The organism is Paenibacillus sp. FSL R5-0519, assembly GCF_037974275.1.
GTDB lineage: Bacteria > Bacillota > Bacilli > Paenibacillales > Paenibacillaceae > Paenibacillus.
On the sequence record NZ_CP150234.1, the window covers coordinates 6384081 to 6402155 of the forward strand.

Genomic DNA, 18075 nt, shown 5'->3' on the forward strand with positions numbered 1-18075 from the left:
ATGATAATCTTTATCATATAGGAGGATACAACATGAGGAACATACGCAACCAGCTGATGCTGTGCTTTGCAGTATTTATGGTGGTGCTTACGGCCTGTGGTAACACGAATTCAGCTAGCCCAGCTCAGGATAGCCCTTCAGATGAAACCAAAACCGTTGCGGCTTCGTCTGATGGAAGCTCTTCGTCGGCCACAGCCAGCCAACAAAATGAAGTCCAGGTGAACTCGTTCACACATGATTTCGGAGGCATTGAAGTCCCTGCTCATCCCGAGCGAATTGCCGGTTTATATCTTGAAGACTACCTTGCAGCCCTGGGAATCAAACCGGTAACACAGACGGTCATCGGCTCATTCTCACTGCAATATCTGCAGACATATATCGGGGATCTGCCTAAAGTGGATACTAGCGCAATTGATTTTGAAGCCATGCTCTCCGCGAGACCGGATCTTATCCTGCTGGCTTTCCCTAACTATGCGAATGATGGAAATTACGACAAGTTTTCCAGTATCGCACCTACTTACGTTTTCGGACCCGATGCTCCAGATCAGTGGAGAGAAGCCCTGCGAACGATTGGTAAGCTGACTGGTAAGGAGACTGAAGCGGAGAACATCCTGAATGACTACGCGGACAAGGTAAAAGACGCCCAAGCCACACTCAAAGCAGCTATCGGGGAGGAAACGGTAGGATTTGTGCGTGTGCGCAGTAACAAGGAGATCCGATTGTATGGCGGACCTGGAGGATATGTAGGCAATGTCCTCTATACCGATCTGGGATTAAATCCGCCGCAGATCACCAAAGACTTGGCTTGGGGCGAAGATTCCAGCATGGCTGTCATCTCTTTGGAGGTCATTCCAGAGATTCAGGCAGATCACCTGTTCATTACTTATGATGAAGGAGGTAAGGACCTTGCTCAGGAGTTGCTTAATAGCAGCGTCTGGAAATCCCTCCCGGCAGTGAAGAATAATCGTGTCTATGAGGTAAGTATGGATCATTGGATGACTTTCGGGCCGCTTGCCTATAACCAAAAGGTTGATGACGTGCTGCAAGCACTGGTCAAATCGCAATAGTATGTGCTAGAGATATGTCTACTCAGGAGGGAACAGAGCATGGAAACCTATCAAACGATTGAGCAAACCATTCGTGAAAGACGTACCGTTAATCAATTCACGGGAGAAAATATACCTGTACCGCTGATCATGGAGCTTCTGGATGCCGCTGTATGGGCACCATTTCACTCCCGCAAGGAGCCGTGGCAATTCCTGATGTTTGTTGGAGAGGGACGCAAGCGTTTCTCGGACGCAGTTCTGGCTACTTATCCAGCGGACAAGCGTGAACAATATGGTGAGCGAGTCGAGCAAGCCTATTGCTCCGAGGTTCCAGTCCACCTCATTGTGTTGATTGACGAAGAGCCGAGGTGGAAGGAGTGGGAGGAAGCCTTTTCGGCGGCAAGTGCTCTGATTCAGAATCTTCAGCTGTTAGCCTGGGAACGAGATATCGGGGTAGTCTGGAAGACCAATGATTACAACTGGAGCCCTGTTTTTCGGGAAAGTGTGGGTGTGAAGCCCGGGCAAAAGATCGTTGGCACGCTTCATATGGGCTATTTTGACAATTCGAAGGTTCGTCGTCCACGACCACGAACAGCCGTATCGGAGCTGCTCACACTCATTGACTCTTAAATAGAGTAAGAAGCATTCGGCTAACCAGGTATGACATAAATATGCTCCCCATGAACAGAACTGTCCTCCTAAGATGACCTGCTCTGTTCGTGGGGAGCTTTTTTCCTTTTATTATGCCAGCAGGTTATATGAACTAAGTTCCAATAACTCGCTTACCGTGACCAATCGATACCCATCCGCGACCAGTTCCTCTACCAGCACACGAACTGCCTCCACCGACTGGGAACGATCCCCGTACCCGTCATGGAATATGAGCACGCTGCCAGGTTTCACCGCAGATCGGGTATGCTCCAGAATATGCCCAACGCCGGGATTATCCCAATCTCTCGCATCACCGTTGACTGCACCAATCGTGCGATATCCGCGCTCCGCCGCCAGAGACAGTATATCATCGTTTATGCCAAAATACGGCGGTCGGAAGCAGCGGGCAGGTTGTCCCGTAACTTCTTGAACAAGACGTTCTGCGCGTTGCAGCTCCTCCCCGGCGTCCTCCAGCGTCAGCTTGGTCAGGTCCGGATGCGTATACGTATGGTTGGCGATTTCATGCCCTTCCCGGTGCACCTCCGCCGCAATCTCCGGGTGAGTCTCCATCTCTTGGCCTATCATGAAAAATGTCGCCCGCCCACCGGCACCGCGGAAAATCTCAAGTACTTGAGGTGTATATACCGGATGCGGCCCGTCATCAAACGTAAATGCCACAACCTTTTCCTGAACAGACTCCTGCACTACCATTGCGATATTGACCATACTTAATGACTCCTCTCTGCAACCACCTGTTACATACTCCCTTATTATTCCATGCCCACAGGATCTGGTCTAGTCCAGCCTCCAACTAACCTTTGATCGCACCTGCGATCATGCTCTTCTGCACCTGTTTATTCAACAGCAGATAGATGATCACCGTTGGCACCGTCGTAATCATCAGTCCCGCACCAATGATACCCCATTGCGTTATGTACGTCCCCACCATCGACATCATGCCCACCGTCAACGTCTGGTAAGCCGTGTTATTGATAAACGTGACCGCAAACATCAGCTCATTCCAGCAGGACAGAAATGTGAAGATGGCTACAGTTGATATAGCCGGGGTTACCAGAGGCAGAATAATAGAGAAAAACGTCCGGTAGATACCGCAGCCGTCGATCACAGCCGACTCCTCCATCTCTCGCGGGATACCTTTGAAAAAGCTGCCCAGAATGAATACCGCCATCGGAATGCCAAACGCCACATAGGGAATGATCAGTGACCAATAACTGTTGAGCAGGCTCAGATTCTTCAAAATAATAAACAATGGCAGCAGCGCCGCATGGATCGGCACCATCATGCCCAGCAAAATAATCGTCATCGTGAGCCCACTGAGCTTCCAGTTCATTCTTGTAATTGCGTATCCCGTCATGGAGGACAGGATTAATACCAAAACAATTGAAGCCGCAGTAACGAGTACACTATTCATAAAATAGGTCAGTACATGGCCGTCGGACATGGCTTTGGTGTAGTTGCTCCACAGAAACGCCTTCGGCAATCCGGCAACATCGCCGCTGAAGATTTCACTGTTATCCTTCAAGGAAAACAGCGCCAGCCAGATGAGCGGGTAGATCTGCACAATTGCAACGAGGATCAGAAACGCTTGCAGGAACACTTTCCCGATTGGTCCGGAGATGGACCTTGGCTTGGGCTTTTTTTGCAACATGACTTCTACGGTACTCATGCCTCATGCCTCCTTCTATTCCGTTTTGAACAATGAATTAATGAGGATCGTACATACCAGACACTCCACAATGATAAATACCGAGATTGCACTGCCATATCCGTACCGGAACGTATCAAAAATGGTGGCGTACATCAGCGTGCTCGGCACTTCAGTGGTATAGAACGGCCCGCCGCCCGTCAGTACATAGATCAGGTCAAACACCTTGAATGCGCCAATAACCGAAAATACAAGGCTTACCTTCAGGATCGGCTTCATTAAAGGAATCATAATGGACCAAGCCGTGCGAAGACGTGAAGCACCATCCATTCTTGCAGCTTCAAGCACATCCTGCGAGACGGATTTCGCTCCTGCGTACATCAACAGCATGTGATACCCCACGTACTGCCATAGGGTTGGGATAAAAGAAGCCGCAAGTGCCGTGTGCTTCTGACCCAGCCAATCTTGCGCCCAATGGGCTAAGCCGATATTTTGCAGCAGCACGTTCAGCAGACCGTAATCGGCATTGTAGATTTTTGACCACAACTGGGCAATAACCACCGTTGAGATCAATACCGGGATGAAATACACCGTCCGGTAGAACCCTTCCCCCTTGACGTTGGACGCCAGAATCAGTGCAAGCACCAGCGAGATCGGCAGTTGAATGAACACCGAAGCTCCCGCGAATAACAGGGAGTTTTTGATCGAATTCAGTACACGCGTATCCTTAAACATCTCCACATAGTTGTCCAGACCGATAAATGTCCCCCTGCCTACGCCGTTCCAGTCCAGCAGACTGTAATAACTGGAGACAAAAATCGGAATAAGCACAATGCCGCAGAACAGAATCAGCGTGGGCAGTACAAAGACGGCTATCGTGCCTTTATTGGAAAATACAGAGTTCATCGTTGTTCTCCTCTCAAAGGCGTGACCGGGATATGCCGGACCACGCCTTGTTTGGGTTTTAGCTGTTTAACCTACAGACTTAGTTCTGTTGGTTTGAGCTGTGCCATTTGTTTGCAGAACTCCTCAGGTGTTATATCGCCGGCAAGCAGCTGGGCAATCAGGTTTTTGTGCGCTTCGGCAGACTCAGCCGGCAGAATGTTATCCCACCACGCGATGAATGAGGTCGCCGTTTTCATAATGTCTGCCGCAGACAGATCCAGGGAGGACAGACTGGACGTGTCGAGTGCATCTGTTTTCCAGCTTGGCAGACCGGCTCCGGCCAGAAAACCTTGCGTACCGAGCTGTTCGCTCAGATACATGAGGAATTCCACGGCTTCCTTCGGATGTTTGGTATTCTGATTGATGTAGAAACCATCGACAGCTCCGCCGAAGATTTCGGTATTTGTGCCTTTTCCATCCTCAAACACCGGGAACGGAATCACTTTCACTTTGCCTTTGACTGCGGAGGACGGATCCTCAATTCCTGCATTCACCCAGTTGGCCTGGAACATCATCGCCCCGTTACCTGCATTGAATGCCCCAAGCATCTCGTCATAGCTCATGCTGAACATGCTGCTGTTGAAAGCTCCTGCTTGCGCAAGCTGCTGCATCTTGGTCGCGGCGGCAACAAAGTCGGGTGAATCCCACTTTGACGGATCTTTAAATGCTTCCATCACCGCAGCATTACCTGCTTGGCGCATCGCAATAATGTCGTACCAGTACATGCCCGGCCAACGGTCTTTTTCCCCAATCACAGCCGGGGTGATTCCTGCCGCTTTCAGCTTCTCGATTGCATCCAGCAGTTCATTATAGGTGGTCGGAATCTTGGCACCCGCCTGCTCGAACAATTCCGTGTTCACGTAAAGGTTGGCGATATGGGTGTACACGGGCAACGTGTAGATTTTGCCGTCCATATTGATTGCCTCAGCCATACCCGGGCCCATCCGTTCTTTGATATCGTCCGTCAGGTAACTTGAGATTTCCAGCACATTACCGGATTTGATGTACGGCTGCATGAAGCTGCCGCCTCCCATGCCATAGAACAGGTCCGGCGCTTCACCAGCTGCAATCGATGTTTTGACTTTGGTTTTGTACTGTTCTCCTGTCGTGCCCGTACGTTCAACCTGAATGTCTGGGTGCTCGCTGTTCCATTTCTCCACAATCTCGGGCAGCAGCTTGGCCGAAGGATCGGTATTGCCGACCGATTGATCCCATAGCGTCAGCTTGATCTTGCCATTACTTTCCCCCTGTGCACCGCCGGATGAGCCAGATGAACATGCCGCCAGACTGCTTACAATGCCCAACGTCAGAATTAGACTTGCTGATTTTTTTAATAGCGCTTTCATATCTACAGACCTCCCTATATGTTTTAGTTGGTTCTAGCCCATATTTTAGGCAAACTGTGCTTTGTTCTCCATTTAGAAAACAGGCATCGATTTGTAATTTTCGAACATATGTGGAATTGGAACCGAAAGCGGGTTTATGCTCAGACCTTCGCCGTACTCCCCCATCACGCCCGACTACATTCTCGTTTTTCAGGTTTTTACATTTCGATATTCATTCATGGATCGGCCGATATGTTTTTTGAACAAGACGCTGAAATAGTGTGGGTCCGGGATGCCAACCAGCTCCCCAATCTCATAACCTTTCAGATCCGTCTGTTTCAGCAGCAGTTCAGCCTTCTTCATGCGGAGTTGGGTGAGATATTCCACAAATGTCTGCCCGGTTTCTTTTTTCATCAGCCGCCCCAGATGGCCCGAACTTACGTAAAAAACAGCCGCCGTGCTGGAAAGCCCCACTTCCGCATTGCCCATGTTCTCTTCAAGATAAACCTTCACCCGTTCGATCAGATTGCCCTCCTTGGCCTGCCGCTTGGCTTGTATGACATCCGATATGGTGCGGACATGCTGCTTCAGCATACTTTTTAGTTCAGGCAGATGATTTGCTGTAAAAATGGCCGCAACGCCCTCTTTGTTCAATGCGTGCTCTATCTCAATCTGCTGCTCTATGGCAGCACGTTGGCACTCCGTAACCACATCCATGGCTGCCATCCGAAACTGTGGAACGTCCGAGAACGGCACAGACAGTATACGCTCCAGCAATAATACTGCTTCTTCTCCCGCACCAACACTGACGTTAAATTGTAGTTGTTGGAGCAGCTGAGCATCCGAGTGATAGGGCCTTTTCCCGCCTTCGATGATCAGATCCTCGAAGCAAATGACCTGATTTTTCCCCACAAACGCCTGATAGTCGAGTGCACGACAGGCTTCCCGGTATCCCACACAGGCCTTTTCCCGTCTTGATTGCCATTGTCCAATCCCTACGGTCACATCCACTTCACACCCTTCGAATTTAAGCGTATGTTGAAGTTCTTCCTGAAGCTGCTGTACCTGATTGGCAAATTCCGTATCCGCACCAAGCGAGAGTACAACGATTCGGTTATGCGGGTCCATAACGATCAGAGTGTGCGAATCCTGCGGATAAAAAGCCTGCACCTGCTTCATGCCTACCATTCGCAGCAGAATATGTATTTCCTCAGCGAGTTGTGGATGGGCTTCTGTCTGATGGTGGCTTAAATGGGTTTGATCATGTTGAGGCTCTCCTTGAACTTGGCTGAGTTGGTGCGGTTGACGGGCTTGATGAGCTTCATGAACTTGATGAGATATGTCGGGTAGATGTGGATATACCTCTGGTGCAGCTATCTTCACTTTCGGTACAGCAACCTCCACCTCTATTAATGCGATGCGTAATCCCGGTTCACCAGACGAGATAGGAATGCCGAAGAATCGCGCCTTCTCCTGTAGTTCATCCTCAGGCACCACATGACTTAACCATTGATTCACAAACCGCTCCCTGAGATAAGGCAAGCTCTGCTCCATCTCCTCCCGCAGCTTCCTCAGCTCGTACTCACGTCCGACCTCCTGTTCGATCGCCGCTCGCAGCTTCGCCGTAACCTGTAATAACTCAGAAGCACGGATGGGTTTCAAAATAAAATCGGATATGCCCAGCTTCACACTCTGACGAGCATACTCAAATTCATCATGTCCCGTCACAACCACGATTTTTAGGCTTGGGTAACGATCCATGAGGATACGGCTCAGTTCAATGCCGTCCATCTTTGGCATGTATATGTCCGTGAATACGATGTCTGGACGCAACAGCTCCACCTGACCCAAAGCCTCTTCGGCATCAGAGGCCTCGCCAATAATGGTCATACCTTGCTGTTCCCAATCGATACGCATACGCAGCAGATTTCGGATGAGATATTCGTCGTCCACAATCAATACCTTTAATGGTTCCACAGTTAATTCCATGATTCATTGGCTCCCTTCGGGATCGTTATCATAATGGTGGTTCCTTTTCCAACCTCGCTCTCCAGCTTGAGTCCATCCTCTCTTTCGTAGAAAATACGAAGTCGCTCCATCGTTCCCCATAAGCCAAAGCTTGGATTGTGTTTAGAGTTATAGGTAATCTTAGAAAGATTAGAAAGATCGGAAGGATTGGAAAGATTAGTTGAATTAGATGAGTTCGTTGAGTCAAAACGGTTAGAACGGTTTATTTCTTTGCGTTGAACCTGCTGTATCTCTTCCTCGGACATGCCAACTCCGTCGTCAGTAATTGTTAGAAGTACCCCTTCCTTGAATCGACGTGCTTGAATGCTTATCTTGCCTGGGCTGCCTTTGGGGCGAATGCCATGATACAGTGAATTTTCCACCAGCGGCTGGAGCACGAGCTTGGGAATCATCACCCGCTCACAGTCTGAATCGATATCGTACTGCACCTCAAACACACCGGGGTAGCGCACCTGCTGGATCGTCAGATAATTGCGTACAATCTCAACCTCCTCGTGCAGTGTAATCAGTTCACGGCCTTTGCTGACACTCAGTCGATAGTAACTTCCGAGCGCTTCTAACAGCTCACATACCTTATCGTTCATGCCCGACATGGCCAGGGAGGTGATGGAATCCAGTGTGTTATATAAAAAATGCGGCTTGATCTGCGCCTGAAGTGTATTCAGCTCTGCACGGCGGATCGTCTGCTGCTCCTGAATGATTCGTTTCAGCATCTGGTCAATCTGCTCAATCATCTGGTTATATCCTCCATATAACTGCTCGAACTCGTAGCTGTTCAGCTCAACCGTCACTTTGCGGAAGTTGCCACTGGGCGCTTTCTGCATGGCGCGAAGCAGCTTGTGAATCGGCTTGATGACACTGCGCGAGATGATGAATGAACTTACAAAAAAGACAGTCCCGTTCACCGCCAGCAGGATCAACGCGAGCAGAACCATGGATTTATTACGGGTATCGGTAGCCCGGTATGGACTCATGCTGATGAATTTCCACTGATCATCACCAGCCGAACGATAGGTCACCGCATACTCCTGACCACCCGATTGCAAGGTGATGAAGCCGGAGGGCTGCTCTTGAAATGTTTGTTTTAACTTGGCCTGATTGGCCTCTAACATCTCGTGCATGCCTTCCTGTCCAGCAGCCGCAGACATGGATGCGTCGGATACCGTAGGCACGCCCTTCTTCCCATCGGTTGCGTTGGTTGCGATCACCCGCTGATGCTCATCCAGAATGGCCACCTGAAATGAATCCGGTGCAGACAGGTTGGCGTAGGCTTGAGCGATGGATGCCCCCTTGATGTTCATGACCAGAAATCCAAGCGGAGATGTATCATCCAGATCGCGAATGAGTCGTATAAACGAGACCACCTCTTGCCCATCTTTCTCCCCCGTCGCTGAGACTCCGCTGTCGTTGTTGCCACCATTCAGCCTGAGCAGATATCGTCCGTTGTGCTTCAAAGCCTGTTCGTACCACGGCGCTTCCTTCACATTCGCTTCCATAAACGTGGGCCATTCCTGTGTACCGACCGAGAATCGGTGACCCGAATTATCGTAAATATAAACTGAATCAATAATTGGAACCGCTTGCATAAGATTGGTCAAATACGCGCTAACCTTGGACTGTGTCTGTAAATTGGAGTACACATTGCCCTGCCGCAGCAGGTTCTGCAAGTTGGGATCGGAGAAAATCATCTTCGAATAATTGTTCACGTTCCCGATCATCAGATTAACATTGGTCTCAATGGATGTGATTGTCTGCAGTGATGCTTCATTAATCTTTCGCTGCGCGTCATTTTCCGAGATCCGATTTAGCACTAACGCACTGAATGCCACCGTTAGCAGAATAATGACAAAGTAGGCAAACGGGATTTTAAAAGCCAGCGTCTTGGGCTTGCGTCGAATAAACTCTTTGAAACGGGGAGCCCACTTCTTCTTCATTGCACTGGGGTTTGCTCTTGTGTTTGCTTTCGTATTTTCGTTTGCTTCTGCATTGGTCTCGACATCTGATGCTGTTGCTGTTACTTTCGCTTCAATTGTTGCATCCTTTGCTCTGTTTTTCACTCTGACCCTCCTTTGGTTCCGAAGTGTGATGGGTTTAACGGTTGGGATCGGATGACCAATTGGGATGTCCACCCACTCTCTCGGATTTTATACAATTGTATATTATAGGACGGTGTATGGAGCAGGCTCAACTCTTTTTTATTGCTTGAGGATGGCTAGATTGAGTGAAGTAGAATGAGATTTGAGGGCCTGATTGTTGTGAATGCAACGGGTAGAGGCTCCCTGAATTGGAACCACAAGGAGTACTGTTTTATATAAAATTTGGAGGATACAGCTAGTAAGTTGTAAGTTGTGCTGGATGGAGAGTGCTGCGGGGGAAGCGGAAGATCTTAATATCAAGAGACGCAGATAAATATCTACCGATATGCGCATTGTTTTGAGCAAGATTACGATATGTAAGAGCATAATTCTACTACTTGCAGCCTGTTGATCGAGTAGTTAAGTTTGGAAAATTCATCATCGTTTCTCGTATGATGGATCTAAGTATGGAAAGTGCCGGGCAAACTGCCCTCGGACAGGAGAAGTACCGTTCGTTATGGTAAGAAAGAGCGAATCGTGATCAAAGCGAGAATTCGGTCACGCCTTTTTTGGAGGCATATTTCAGCGTGTAGCTTCCTTCTGTCCCATATGGCATCGTAGCGATTTGAATTCGGGTGTAATCCAGCCGACTCTCTCTCAGCACTTTTTTAATTAGCGCTATGCTCCGATCCTCGTCCGTTACCACACAGAAAATGTTCATTACATATTCCTTTGGATCAGCCACACGGCTACCCAGATCACACCCATCCACCTCTCCCAACTCCGCCTGGGTCAGAACGGTTTCCAGATATTCCATCACCTTTTCCTTCAACCAATGATCTCGTTTGCTGCCCTGCGCACTCTTCAGCGGATATTGCACCACAAGCCAGTATTTTTCACTCATTTAGCTTCACCAACCAATTTATATAGGATAGGGGCATTACGTTATGTGTGGTCACTTGAACGATAAGGTGCATATGTCAGCCTTTATTTCTCCAGTTCCAAATGGGCTAGATTATTGACCTTACCGCTTTTCGGAATTGTACTGCTCTTCCGTTTGCAGGATGGGGAACATGATGATGTTTAATGAGATGGGCGCTTAACGTGTCTGCTGACTTTCTGCCAATCGCTACAATCTGAGCATCAGGATTCAGTTGCATAAGCTGTCTCGCGAATAACACACCATCCTCCAACTCTGCCAAAGTCGGCGTTCGATTCGTCATTCTTTTTTCAGGAGATTGATAAGGGTGAAAGGGATAGATGTTCCAAAATATAAAGTCCGTTGGTCTCCACCTTGAACTGGATAATACTTCGCCCCATATGATGGATGCTGTCGGTTCTGCGAATCCATACAATGCCTGACTCCGGTTAGATTTGGCAATATTGGGCAGGCTTGTTCTGACACCCGGCTTGCCTGCAAAAATCATCTGGTGATCCACCAGCGAGTGATTCCCGGTAACCATTCGCTCAGACGTCAAGGGTACGCCGGAGAACCTAGCCCCTTGATATCCCACCGCTTCCGCAATAAAAATGTACCGAGCCTTGCACATTCTTGGTTCAAAATACCTGACCAAATGTTCCGACCGAATCTTTACCGCTTCTGGGCCGATATCATAGCCCTTCACATAATCTCTCCAAGGATTAATCACATTTACGGGCGAGACATATGCTTGTATCCCTGCAACAAACTCACGGATCTGTTGCTGCGTTTGGCTCATGTTTTTTGCCTCCTTTGGGAGATTACAGAGTATATCGGGCCTGCATCAGCTTATTTCACAAAGATTATATCATAAACAGAAAAAACACCAACCAGACCGCTGGTTGATGGTGGATAGAAACTGTAACTGTAGAAAACTATTGCGGTATAACTTCTTCCCACTGACCATTGGTGGTTTCTTTGTAGGTAAGAGGGTTTCCATTATACTTTCCCTCAATAAAGTTAGAACCGGCTTCTTTCCATTCCTTAGTAACAGTTAGAACAACTTTAGAATTTTGTGAATTTATTAAAACGTATTTCCCTCTTGATAAATTAATCTCAAAGGCTACTGGATAAAAATCGTACCAAAATAGTTTGTCTGACTTCTCTCCCAATATACCCGCATCACCACCTTTAGAGAAATGAGGACTGATGACTCGAAACCTGAACTCTAACCATTTTCTGGGATCTAAAGGAAATTCATAATGACTATCGGGCTCCACTATAATATATGACTTTTCAGGAACTGGGTGTTGAACTTGAACTTTGTGCTCAATTATTTCTTTTGATATTATTCGAAAAACTAAATATACCAATATGAATAGTATCGAAGTAATTACAGGTAATTTAGGCTTGTTCCTCAAAAAAACACTCAATCCAAGACCAATAATTAACGGAAACCATATCCATAAATCTCCCAATGTAATGGCACCCATAATATATGATTTATCACTCAAGGGATAGAATGCTGGTAAATCATGTCCCATATAGTCTAAAAATAAGTGTCCAAACAAGACAGACAAAATAGAAGATCCCCAGATTAATTTGAAACTTGTTTTTTTATAGAACAGTTTTGTCAAATATGCTATTCCAAAAGCTAAAAGGGGTGTAAACAATATAGAATGGGACCAAGGAGCTACACTTCTATCCCCAAAAATATCAGGAATTATTCCACACAGTGCACCCGAACATAGACATATCATAAGATTTTTCCATGTATCCCTTGGCAAAAAGCAGTATGCAATTACTGCCCCAAGAAGAGCATGTGATAGAACATGAAAAAACAAATATAAGTATGGATCCAAAATAACTACTCCTTTACTCTGTTAGCATCAAAAAATATGATATTTAATGTTAAAAATTAGTTTTTCATATAAAAGACCCTGAGAGTCGGACCTCTTCCAAAGTTCTGCGGGGAGTAGTCTCCGTTTGGATGTATCCACTCTACTCTCTTAGATCTAAATTCGCGTACCAAGTCAGCATAGTCTCCACACAAGTGGGATCCACAAGCTATTAAAATCCCCATAACAACAATGGATGATCCGTATGTATTTTCTATTATCATAATTTGGTCTAGCTAAAGCAGGCTATAGATACCTATATACGTTTCAGAGCCTAAATGTACCTGATATACTTTCCGGGAGTTACTCCCGACCTACATATACCTCAATTTCCTCTATTTATATAATTTAGGTTATTATATCATAAAATAAAAATCCACCAACCAGAACAATGGTTGGTGGATTTGCTAACTTTAATGGAGTTGGGGGGTATCGAACCTTTGACCCGAAGATGACGGCCATTGGTTCCAGCAAACACAGTCATGACTGGTCTGATTTCACTCATGATACTCAAACTCCTGGCGTTTCCCAGTGGCATCAAATATAATCTCGAATTTATTACCCTCAGCATCCTCACGAACGCGTTTGTTGTTTTTTATATAATAAATTGATGCACCTGATTCTTTAGCTTGTTTCCGTGCATGTTGACTTGCTTTGTTCAAAATTTCTTGGAGCTGTTCTCGATTTTCCAACATCCTGAGTCCCCCAATCTAAATTTATGCTTATTATATCATAAACAGAAAAACCACCAACCAGAACGCTGGTTGGTGGTTTCATGACTCTAATGGAGGCGAGGGGAGTCGAACCCCTGTCCGAAGATAACGACACATAAGCTTCTACGGGTGTAGTCACAGTTTTGATGTCACCCGAGTATCGCCCCGTAACCGGCTATACGTTGGGTCAGCCTGATTGTCTTCTTCAGCACACCCCAGGCGGAGATGTGACAGCGTATCCCACTACTTGTTAGCCCCTAATCCTGTCACATGGGCGATGCAGGTTAGAAGCACGCACACAGTTTCTTAGGCTGCGAAAGCGTAGTTTGTTTGTTGTTTGCCGTTTAATAGGCTTTAGCGTTGATGAAGCGGACGCGTCCCCACTACCCGCTACCCATGCTCGAACTATCCCCGTCGAATCCATAAACGCCCCCTCAATTAAGAAGGGCTCCAGGATTAATCCGTGAATACGGAGCAAAGGTGCTGCACATCTTTTTCCTCCAAGGTAAAAAGATGCTTCTTTCAAACTCGGCATTCCTGTCTGCTACATGAGTAACCATAACATAGGACACATCACCGAAATAGTACAGATTGCTGGAAGACATTCCAGCAGGCTGAGCACGTGTACAAAGTTATCCAATACAACAGGCTCAATCGTCTACATATTATACCGCGTCACCAATCGGAAGTAAAGTTAACCCAGATCGGATCACGAACAACGGCACCTAAGTATTTTACCCACGATTCGGGCAAACTACGCAAAATCTAATCATTTTGATTCATCACTACGCCATATTCCATGCTCCTACTTACTTCTTTTACACATATCACAAAAATTCAGTTCATAGCACATTTCAACAACCTCATCTATTACCTTCGCTAATACAAATAAAAAGCCTCAATCTTGCCCATTACAGGAACAAAACTGAGACCCCTTAACTCGAACAGCAACCTTCCTAACTCAATCACGAAAACCTAACTCATGCACCTAAAGTAAAACTTTCACACCCAGCGCTCCACTTTAACGTGCAACCTTCTGCTTCTCGCGCATTGCCCGTTGAATATCACGTTGTGCATCCCGCTTGGCTGCAGTCTCACGTTTATCAAACTGCTTCTTACCTTTACCCAGTCCGAGCAACAGCTTCGCATAACCGTTACGGATATAGATTTTCAGTGGCACAATGCTGTACCCATCCTGTTTCGACAGCCCGAGCAGCTTGTGAATCTGCACTTTATGCATCAACAACTTGCGCGTACGTGTCGGATCGAGCGGATTATTTCGGTTCCCTTGTTCAAAAGGACTAATATGCATATTATGAATATGAATCTCACCGTTCCGAATCGTGGCAAATGCATCACCAATATTCGCACGGCCGTTACGAAGAGATTTGATCTCCGTTCCGGTGAGCACCATGCCCGCTTCATACGTATCTTCAATGAAGTAGTCATGGGAAGCCTTTTTATTCTGTGCGAGCACTTTACTCTGTCCATCATTCTTGCCCATGTCCTCACTCCTTCTCCGTAAAATAAGCCGGTACCATGCTCTGTAGCAGCGCACCCATTGTTGCACCAAGGTACCACGTGCCAGACCTTAATTGTAGCAAGTACGGCTGTTAAAATCAAGAAAGAGGCGACCTCTGCCGCCCCTTCTCATTACACCACTTTCAGACTGTGCGAAACAACATACACCTGAAGTGACTATCTCACTAACGCTTAACTTGGAGGAGCTAATTGCAGTCCAGTTCTCCAAGTAACTGTAGCGTTATTATTTTTTCTTTTTCCGTACAAAAGCTGCCGTGCCGTTACCCGCTGCGCCTTTGCTCTTCTTCCGCTTGCGACGTGGTGCTCCGCCTTCCTGAGCACCCCCAGGAGTTGCGTTTTCTCCGATAAATACGCCGCTCGGCGAAGTGTTTTTACGTCCACTTCCGCCCTTGCCACCTTTACCGCCGCCCTTGCCGGACTTAAAGCTTCCTTCACCGCGACCGCTGCCGCCGCTTTGGCCACTTCCTTGTCCACCAGTTGAATTACTATCCGAACCACCCGATGTAGAGCTATAACCGCCTTTACCTGAGCCAAAACCAAAGCTCACCGCGCCTTTGCCCCGACCAGTCGATCCGCCAGGATCACCCGCACGACGCTCACCTTTTGGTTTACCGCCGCCTTTACCTGCGTAGCCACCGGATGAACCTGCGCCCGCACCTGCACTCGCTGCTCCGCCGCGACCGCCACGTCCACCTTTGCCTTTGCTGCTCTCTTCCGGTGATCTGCCACCACGGTTGCCTCCAGCGCTAGCAGAGCCGCCTTTGCCACCACGTGAACCGCTGAATCCACCTGGTCCACCCTTGGCTCCACCGCGTCCGCCGCCGCTACTAGGACGTCCACCTTTACCGCCACGTCCGCCACCGAAGCCGCCAGGACGTTCAGCGCGAGGTTTCATATCCACCATTTCAAAGTCAATCGTATACTCTTCCATGCTTACACGTGCCACACGAATCTTCACTTCATCACCGATGCGGAAGACTTTCGAGGTACGTTCACCAATCAGAGCCATATGCTGATCATCAAAATGGTAATAGTCGTCCGTGAGCGCGCTCAGACGAATCAGACCTTCAACCGTGTTCTCCAATTCAATGAACATACCGAAGCTGGTCACACTGCTGATCATGCCTTCGAACTCTTCGCCGACTTTATCCAGCATGTACTCGGCTTTTTTCATTTTCTCTGTATCCCGTTCAGCTTCTACCGCCACACGTTCACGTTCCGAAGACTGCTGCGCAATATCCGCCATGCGTGCTGCCAAATACTCCTGACGATTCTCCGGCAAAGCGCCATTATTTTCAATGACTTCGCGAATCACCCGGTGAATGACGAGATCGGGATAACGACGAATTGGAGACGTAAAATGACTATAGAATTCTGCCGCGAGGCCAAAGTGACCTGACATTTCAGAATCATACTTCGCCTGTTTCATGGAACGAAGCATCATCGTACTGATCACGGTTTGTTCTTTCGTTTCCTTGATATCCTCAAGCAACGATTGAAGCGCCCGAGGATGAATCGCATTGCCACGTCCTTTGACCTGGTGTCCAAAATTCGCCGCAAAGGCGAGGAAATTTTGCAGTTTTTCCTGATCCGGGTCTTCGTGCACACGATAAATGAACGGAACCTTTAACCAGTGGAAATGCTCTGCCACAGTTTCGTTGGCTGCAAGCATGAATTCTTCAATGATTTGCTCTGCAATCGAACGCTCCCGTTTTACGATATCGATCGGTTTGCATTCTGCATCCACAATGATTTTGGATTCTTCAAAATCAAAGTCAACCGCCCCACGGCGCATACGCATCGCACGCAGTTTCAAGGCGATCTCTTTCATTAGATGAAAATCATCCACCAGATCCTTATAACGCTCGAGCAATTCCGGCTCTTCACCTTCAAGGATTTTACGAACGTTGGAATACGTCATCCGCTCTTTGGTTTTGATTACACTCGTGAAAATGTCATGTTTCACAACTTTCATCTGGTCGTTGAACTCCATCTCACAAGACAGAGTCAAGCGATCTACCTGCGGGTTCAAACTACAGATTCCGTTGGATAGGCGCTGAGGCAACATCGGAATAACCCGGTCCACCAGATATACACTGCATCCGCGGTTGTAGGCTTCCTGATCGAGCTTGGAATTCTCCTGTACATAGTAGCCGACGTCGGCAATGTGAACACCCAGACGGTAATTACCATTAGGCAGTTTCTCTACATTTACAGCATCGTCCAGATCCTTGGCATCTTCACCATCAATCGTGACAATGTTCAGTCCGCGCAGATCACGACGACCCTGTTGTACAATCTCTTCATCCGTGATGGAGTCGGGTGCTTTCTCCGCCTCTTCTACCACTTCATCGGGGAAAGCTTCAGGCAGCTGATGCTTGCGAATGACAGACAAAATATCAATACCCGGCTCATCCTTATGACCGAGAATCTCGATCACTTCACCCTCGGCTGCCGCACGGCCTTCTGGATAGCTGACGATCTTTGCGACGACCTTCTGTCCATCCACCGCCCCTGCAAAGTTGGTACGCGGAATGAAAATATCGCGATTGATCCGTTTGTCATCCGGAATTACGAAGCCGTACACCTCATGGCTTTGGAACACCCCTACAACTTGTGTCACCGCACGAGTAACAATACGGACGATCTCACCCTCCAGGCGACCGCCAGAAGGGCCTTGGGACGTGACTTTAACCAATACCGTGTCACCATTCATCGCACTCTTCATGTCATTGGCGTGAATGTACACATCCGGGTGCTCTCGATCCTCAGGAATAAGGAAAGCAAATCCTTTGGCATGAGCCTGTAGACGTCCGCGAACCAAATCCATGCGCTCTGGCATGCCATAACGATTGTTGCGGGTCAGCAGAACTTTTCCGGATTCCTCCAGCGTATTCAGCATAATCAAAAAGGCTTTGAAATCAGCTGCGTCTTCGATCTCGAAGTGCTGTTCCAACTCCTGATAAGTCATCGGTTTATAAGCGGTCTCCCGCATGAAGTCGAGCAATTGTTGTTCTGTTATCATTAATATATTCACCTCGGGAAACATAAAAGTGTAATCGGATCTCATCTGTTTATGTATCGGAATTCTTACCATTTTCATGCAATCACTGTCGGGAAGAGTATAGTCGCGCACCCATACTATCTCATACCCTAGTATACACGAATTCAATCCAGCCCATCCGTACCTCGTAAAAAAACCACAGTTGCCGGGCGCTCCTCTAAAATCACGCTTTCACGTATCTCTACAGACATTTTATGCGATAC

At 47.6% G+C, this 18075-nt stretch carries 15 protein-coding genes and 1 other RNA gene; 2 read left to right on the top strand and 14 right to left on the bottom strand.

Annotated features, from left to right (window positions below; all coding sequences use genetic code 11):
* The first annotated feature begins 32 nt into the window (after positions 1–32).
* Positions 33–1067: an ABC transporter substrate-binding protein gene (locus tag MKY73_RS28705; protein WP_339304838.1), complete on the top strand. Its 1035-nt coding sequence runs from the start codon at positions 33–35 to the stop codon at positions 1065–1067.
* A gap of 39 nt (positions 1068–1106) precedes the next feature.
* Positions 1107–1676: a nitroreductase gene (locus tag MKY73_RS28710; protein ID WP_339304839.1), complete on the top strand. Its 570-nt coding sequence runs from the start codon at positions 1107–1109 to the stop codon at positions 1674–1676.
* A 111-nt stretch (positions 1677–1787) separates the two neighbouring features.
* On the opposite strand, the gene MKY73_RS28715 is transcribed toward MKY73_RS28710, so the two are convergent.
* The 14 genes from MKY73_RS28715 to rnr all read right to left on the bottom strand — a co-directional run bounded on the left by MKY73_RS28715 (position 1788) and on the right by rnr (position 17833).
* Positions 1788–2423, bottom strand: a complete 636-nt coding sequence (locus MKY73_RS28715; RefSeq protein WP_339304841.1) for a polysaccharide deacetylase family protein — start codon at positions 2421–2423, stop codon at positions 1788–1790.
* 85 nt (positions 2424–2508) lie between these two features.
* Positions 2509–3384 (bottom strand): carbohydrate ABC transporter permease, encoded by an 876-nt coding sequence (locus tag MKY73_RS28720; RefSeq protein WP_192136213.1) that lies wholly within the window; start codon positions 3382–3384, stop codon positions 2509–2511.
* Between the two features lie 15 nt (positions 3385–3399).
* Positions 3400–4269 carry a sugar ABC transporter permease gene (locus MKY73_RS28725; RefSeq protein WP_339304843.1) on the bottom strand — a complete coding sequence of 290 codons (870 nt, stop codon included), beginning with the start codon at positions 4267–4269 and terminating at the stop codon, positions 3400–3402.
* A gap of 71 nt (positions 4270–4340) precedes the next feature.
* Complete coding sequence (locus tag MKY73_RS28730; RefSeq protein WP_339258262.1) at positions 4341–5654, bottom strand: extracellular solute-binding protein; 1314 nt, start codon at positions 5652–5654, stop codon at positions 4341–4343.
* Positions 5655–5843: 189 nt separating this feature from the next.
* A complete protein-coding gene (locus tag MKY73_RS28735; protein ID WP_339304845.1) occupies positions 5844–7622 on the bottom strand; it encodes a response regulator in 1779 nt (592 codons plus the stop codon).
* Positions 7613–9718 carry a sensor histidine kinase gene (locus tag MKY73_RS28740; RefSeq protein WP_339304847.1) on the bottom strand — a complete coding sequence of 702 codons (2106 nt, stop codon included), beginning with the start codon at positions 9716–9718 and terminating at the stop codon, positions 7613–7615. Before MKY73_RS28740 ends, MKY73_RS28735 begins: the two co-directional genes overlap by 10 nt.
* A gap of 559 nt (positions 9719–10277) precedes the next feature.
* Positions 10278–10640: a hypothetical protein gene (locus MKY73_RS28745; protein ID WP_210110274.1), complete on the bottom strand. Its 363-nt coding sequence runs from the start codon at positions 10638–10640 to the stop codon at positions 10278–10280.
* Positions 10641–10746: 106 nt separating this feature from the next.
* The gene (locus tag MKY73_RS28750) at positions 10747–11454 is read right to left on the bottom strand and encodes a uracil-DNA glycosylase (RefSeq protein WP_339304850.1); all 708 of its coding nucleotides are present in this window, start codon (positions 11452–11454) and stop codon (positions 10747–10749) included.
* 136 nt (positions 11455–11590) lie between these two features.
* On the bottom strand, positions 11591–12517 hold the full coding sequence (locus MKY73_RS28755) for a metal-dependent hydrolase (protein WP_339304852.1): 927 nt from the start codon (positions 12515–12517) through the stop codon (positions 11591–11593).
* Between the two features lie 397 nt (positions 12518–12914).
* Complete coding sequence (locus tag MKY73_RS28760) at positions 12915–13058, bottom strand: hypothetical protein (protein ID WP_339304854.1); 144 nt, start codon at positions 13056–13058, stop codon at positions 12915–12917.
* Complete coding sequence (locus tag MKY73_RS28765; protein ID WP_339304856.1) at positions 13051–13248, bottom strand: hypothetical protein; 198 nt, start codon at positions 13246–13248, stop codon at positions 13051–13053. The genes MKY73_RS28760 and MKY73_RS28765 overlap by 8 nt, the downstream gene beginning before the upstream one ends.
* 87 nt (positions 13249–13335) lie before the next feature.
* Positions 13336–13700, bottom strand: a transfer-messenger RNA (tmRNA) gene (ssrA, locus tag MKY73_RS28770).
* A gap of 587 nt (positions 13701–14287) precedes the next feature.
* Positions 14288–14770: an SsrA-binding protein SmpB gene (smpB, locus tag MKY73_RS28775; protein ID WP_062837738.1), complete on the bottom strand. Its 483-nt coding sequence runs from the start codon at positions 14768–14770 to the stop codon at positions 14288–14290.
* Between the two features lie 261 nt (positions 14771–15031).
* Positions 15032–17833: a ribonuclease R gene (rnr, locus tag MKY73_RS28780; protein WP_339304858.1), complete on the bottom strand. Its 2802-nt coding sequence runs from the start codon at positions 17831–17833 to the stop codon at positions 15032–15034.
* Positions 17834–18075 lie beyond the last annotated feature (242 nt).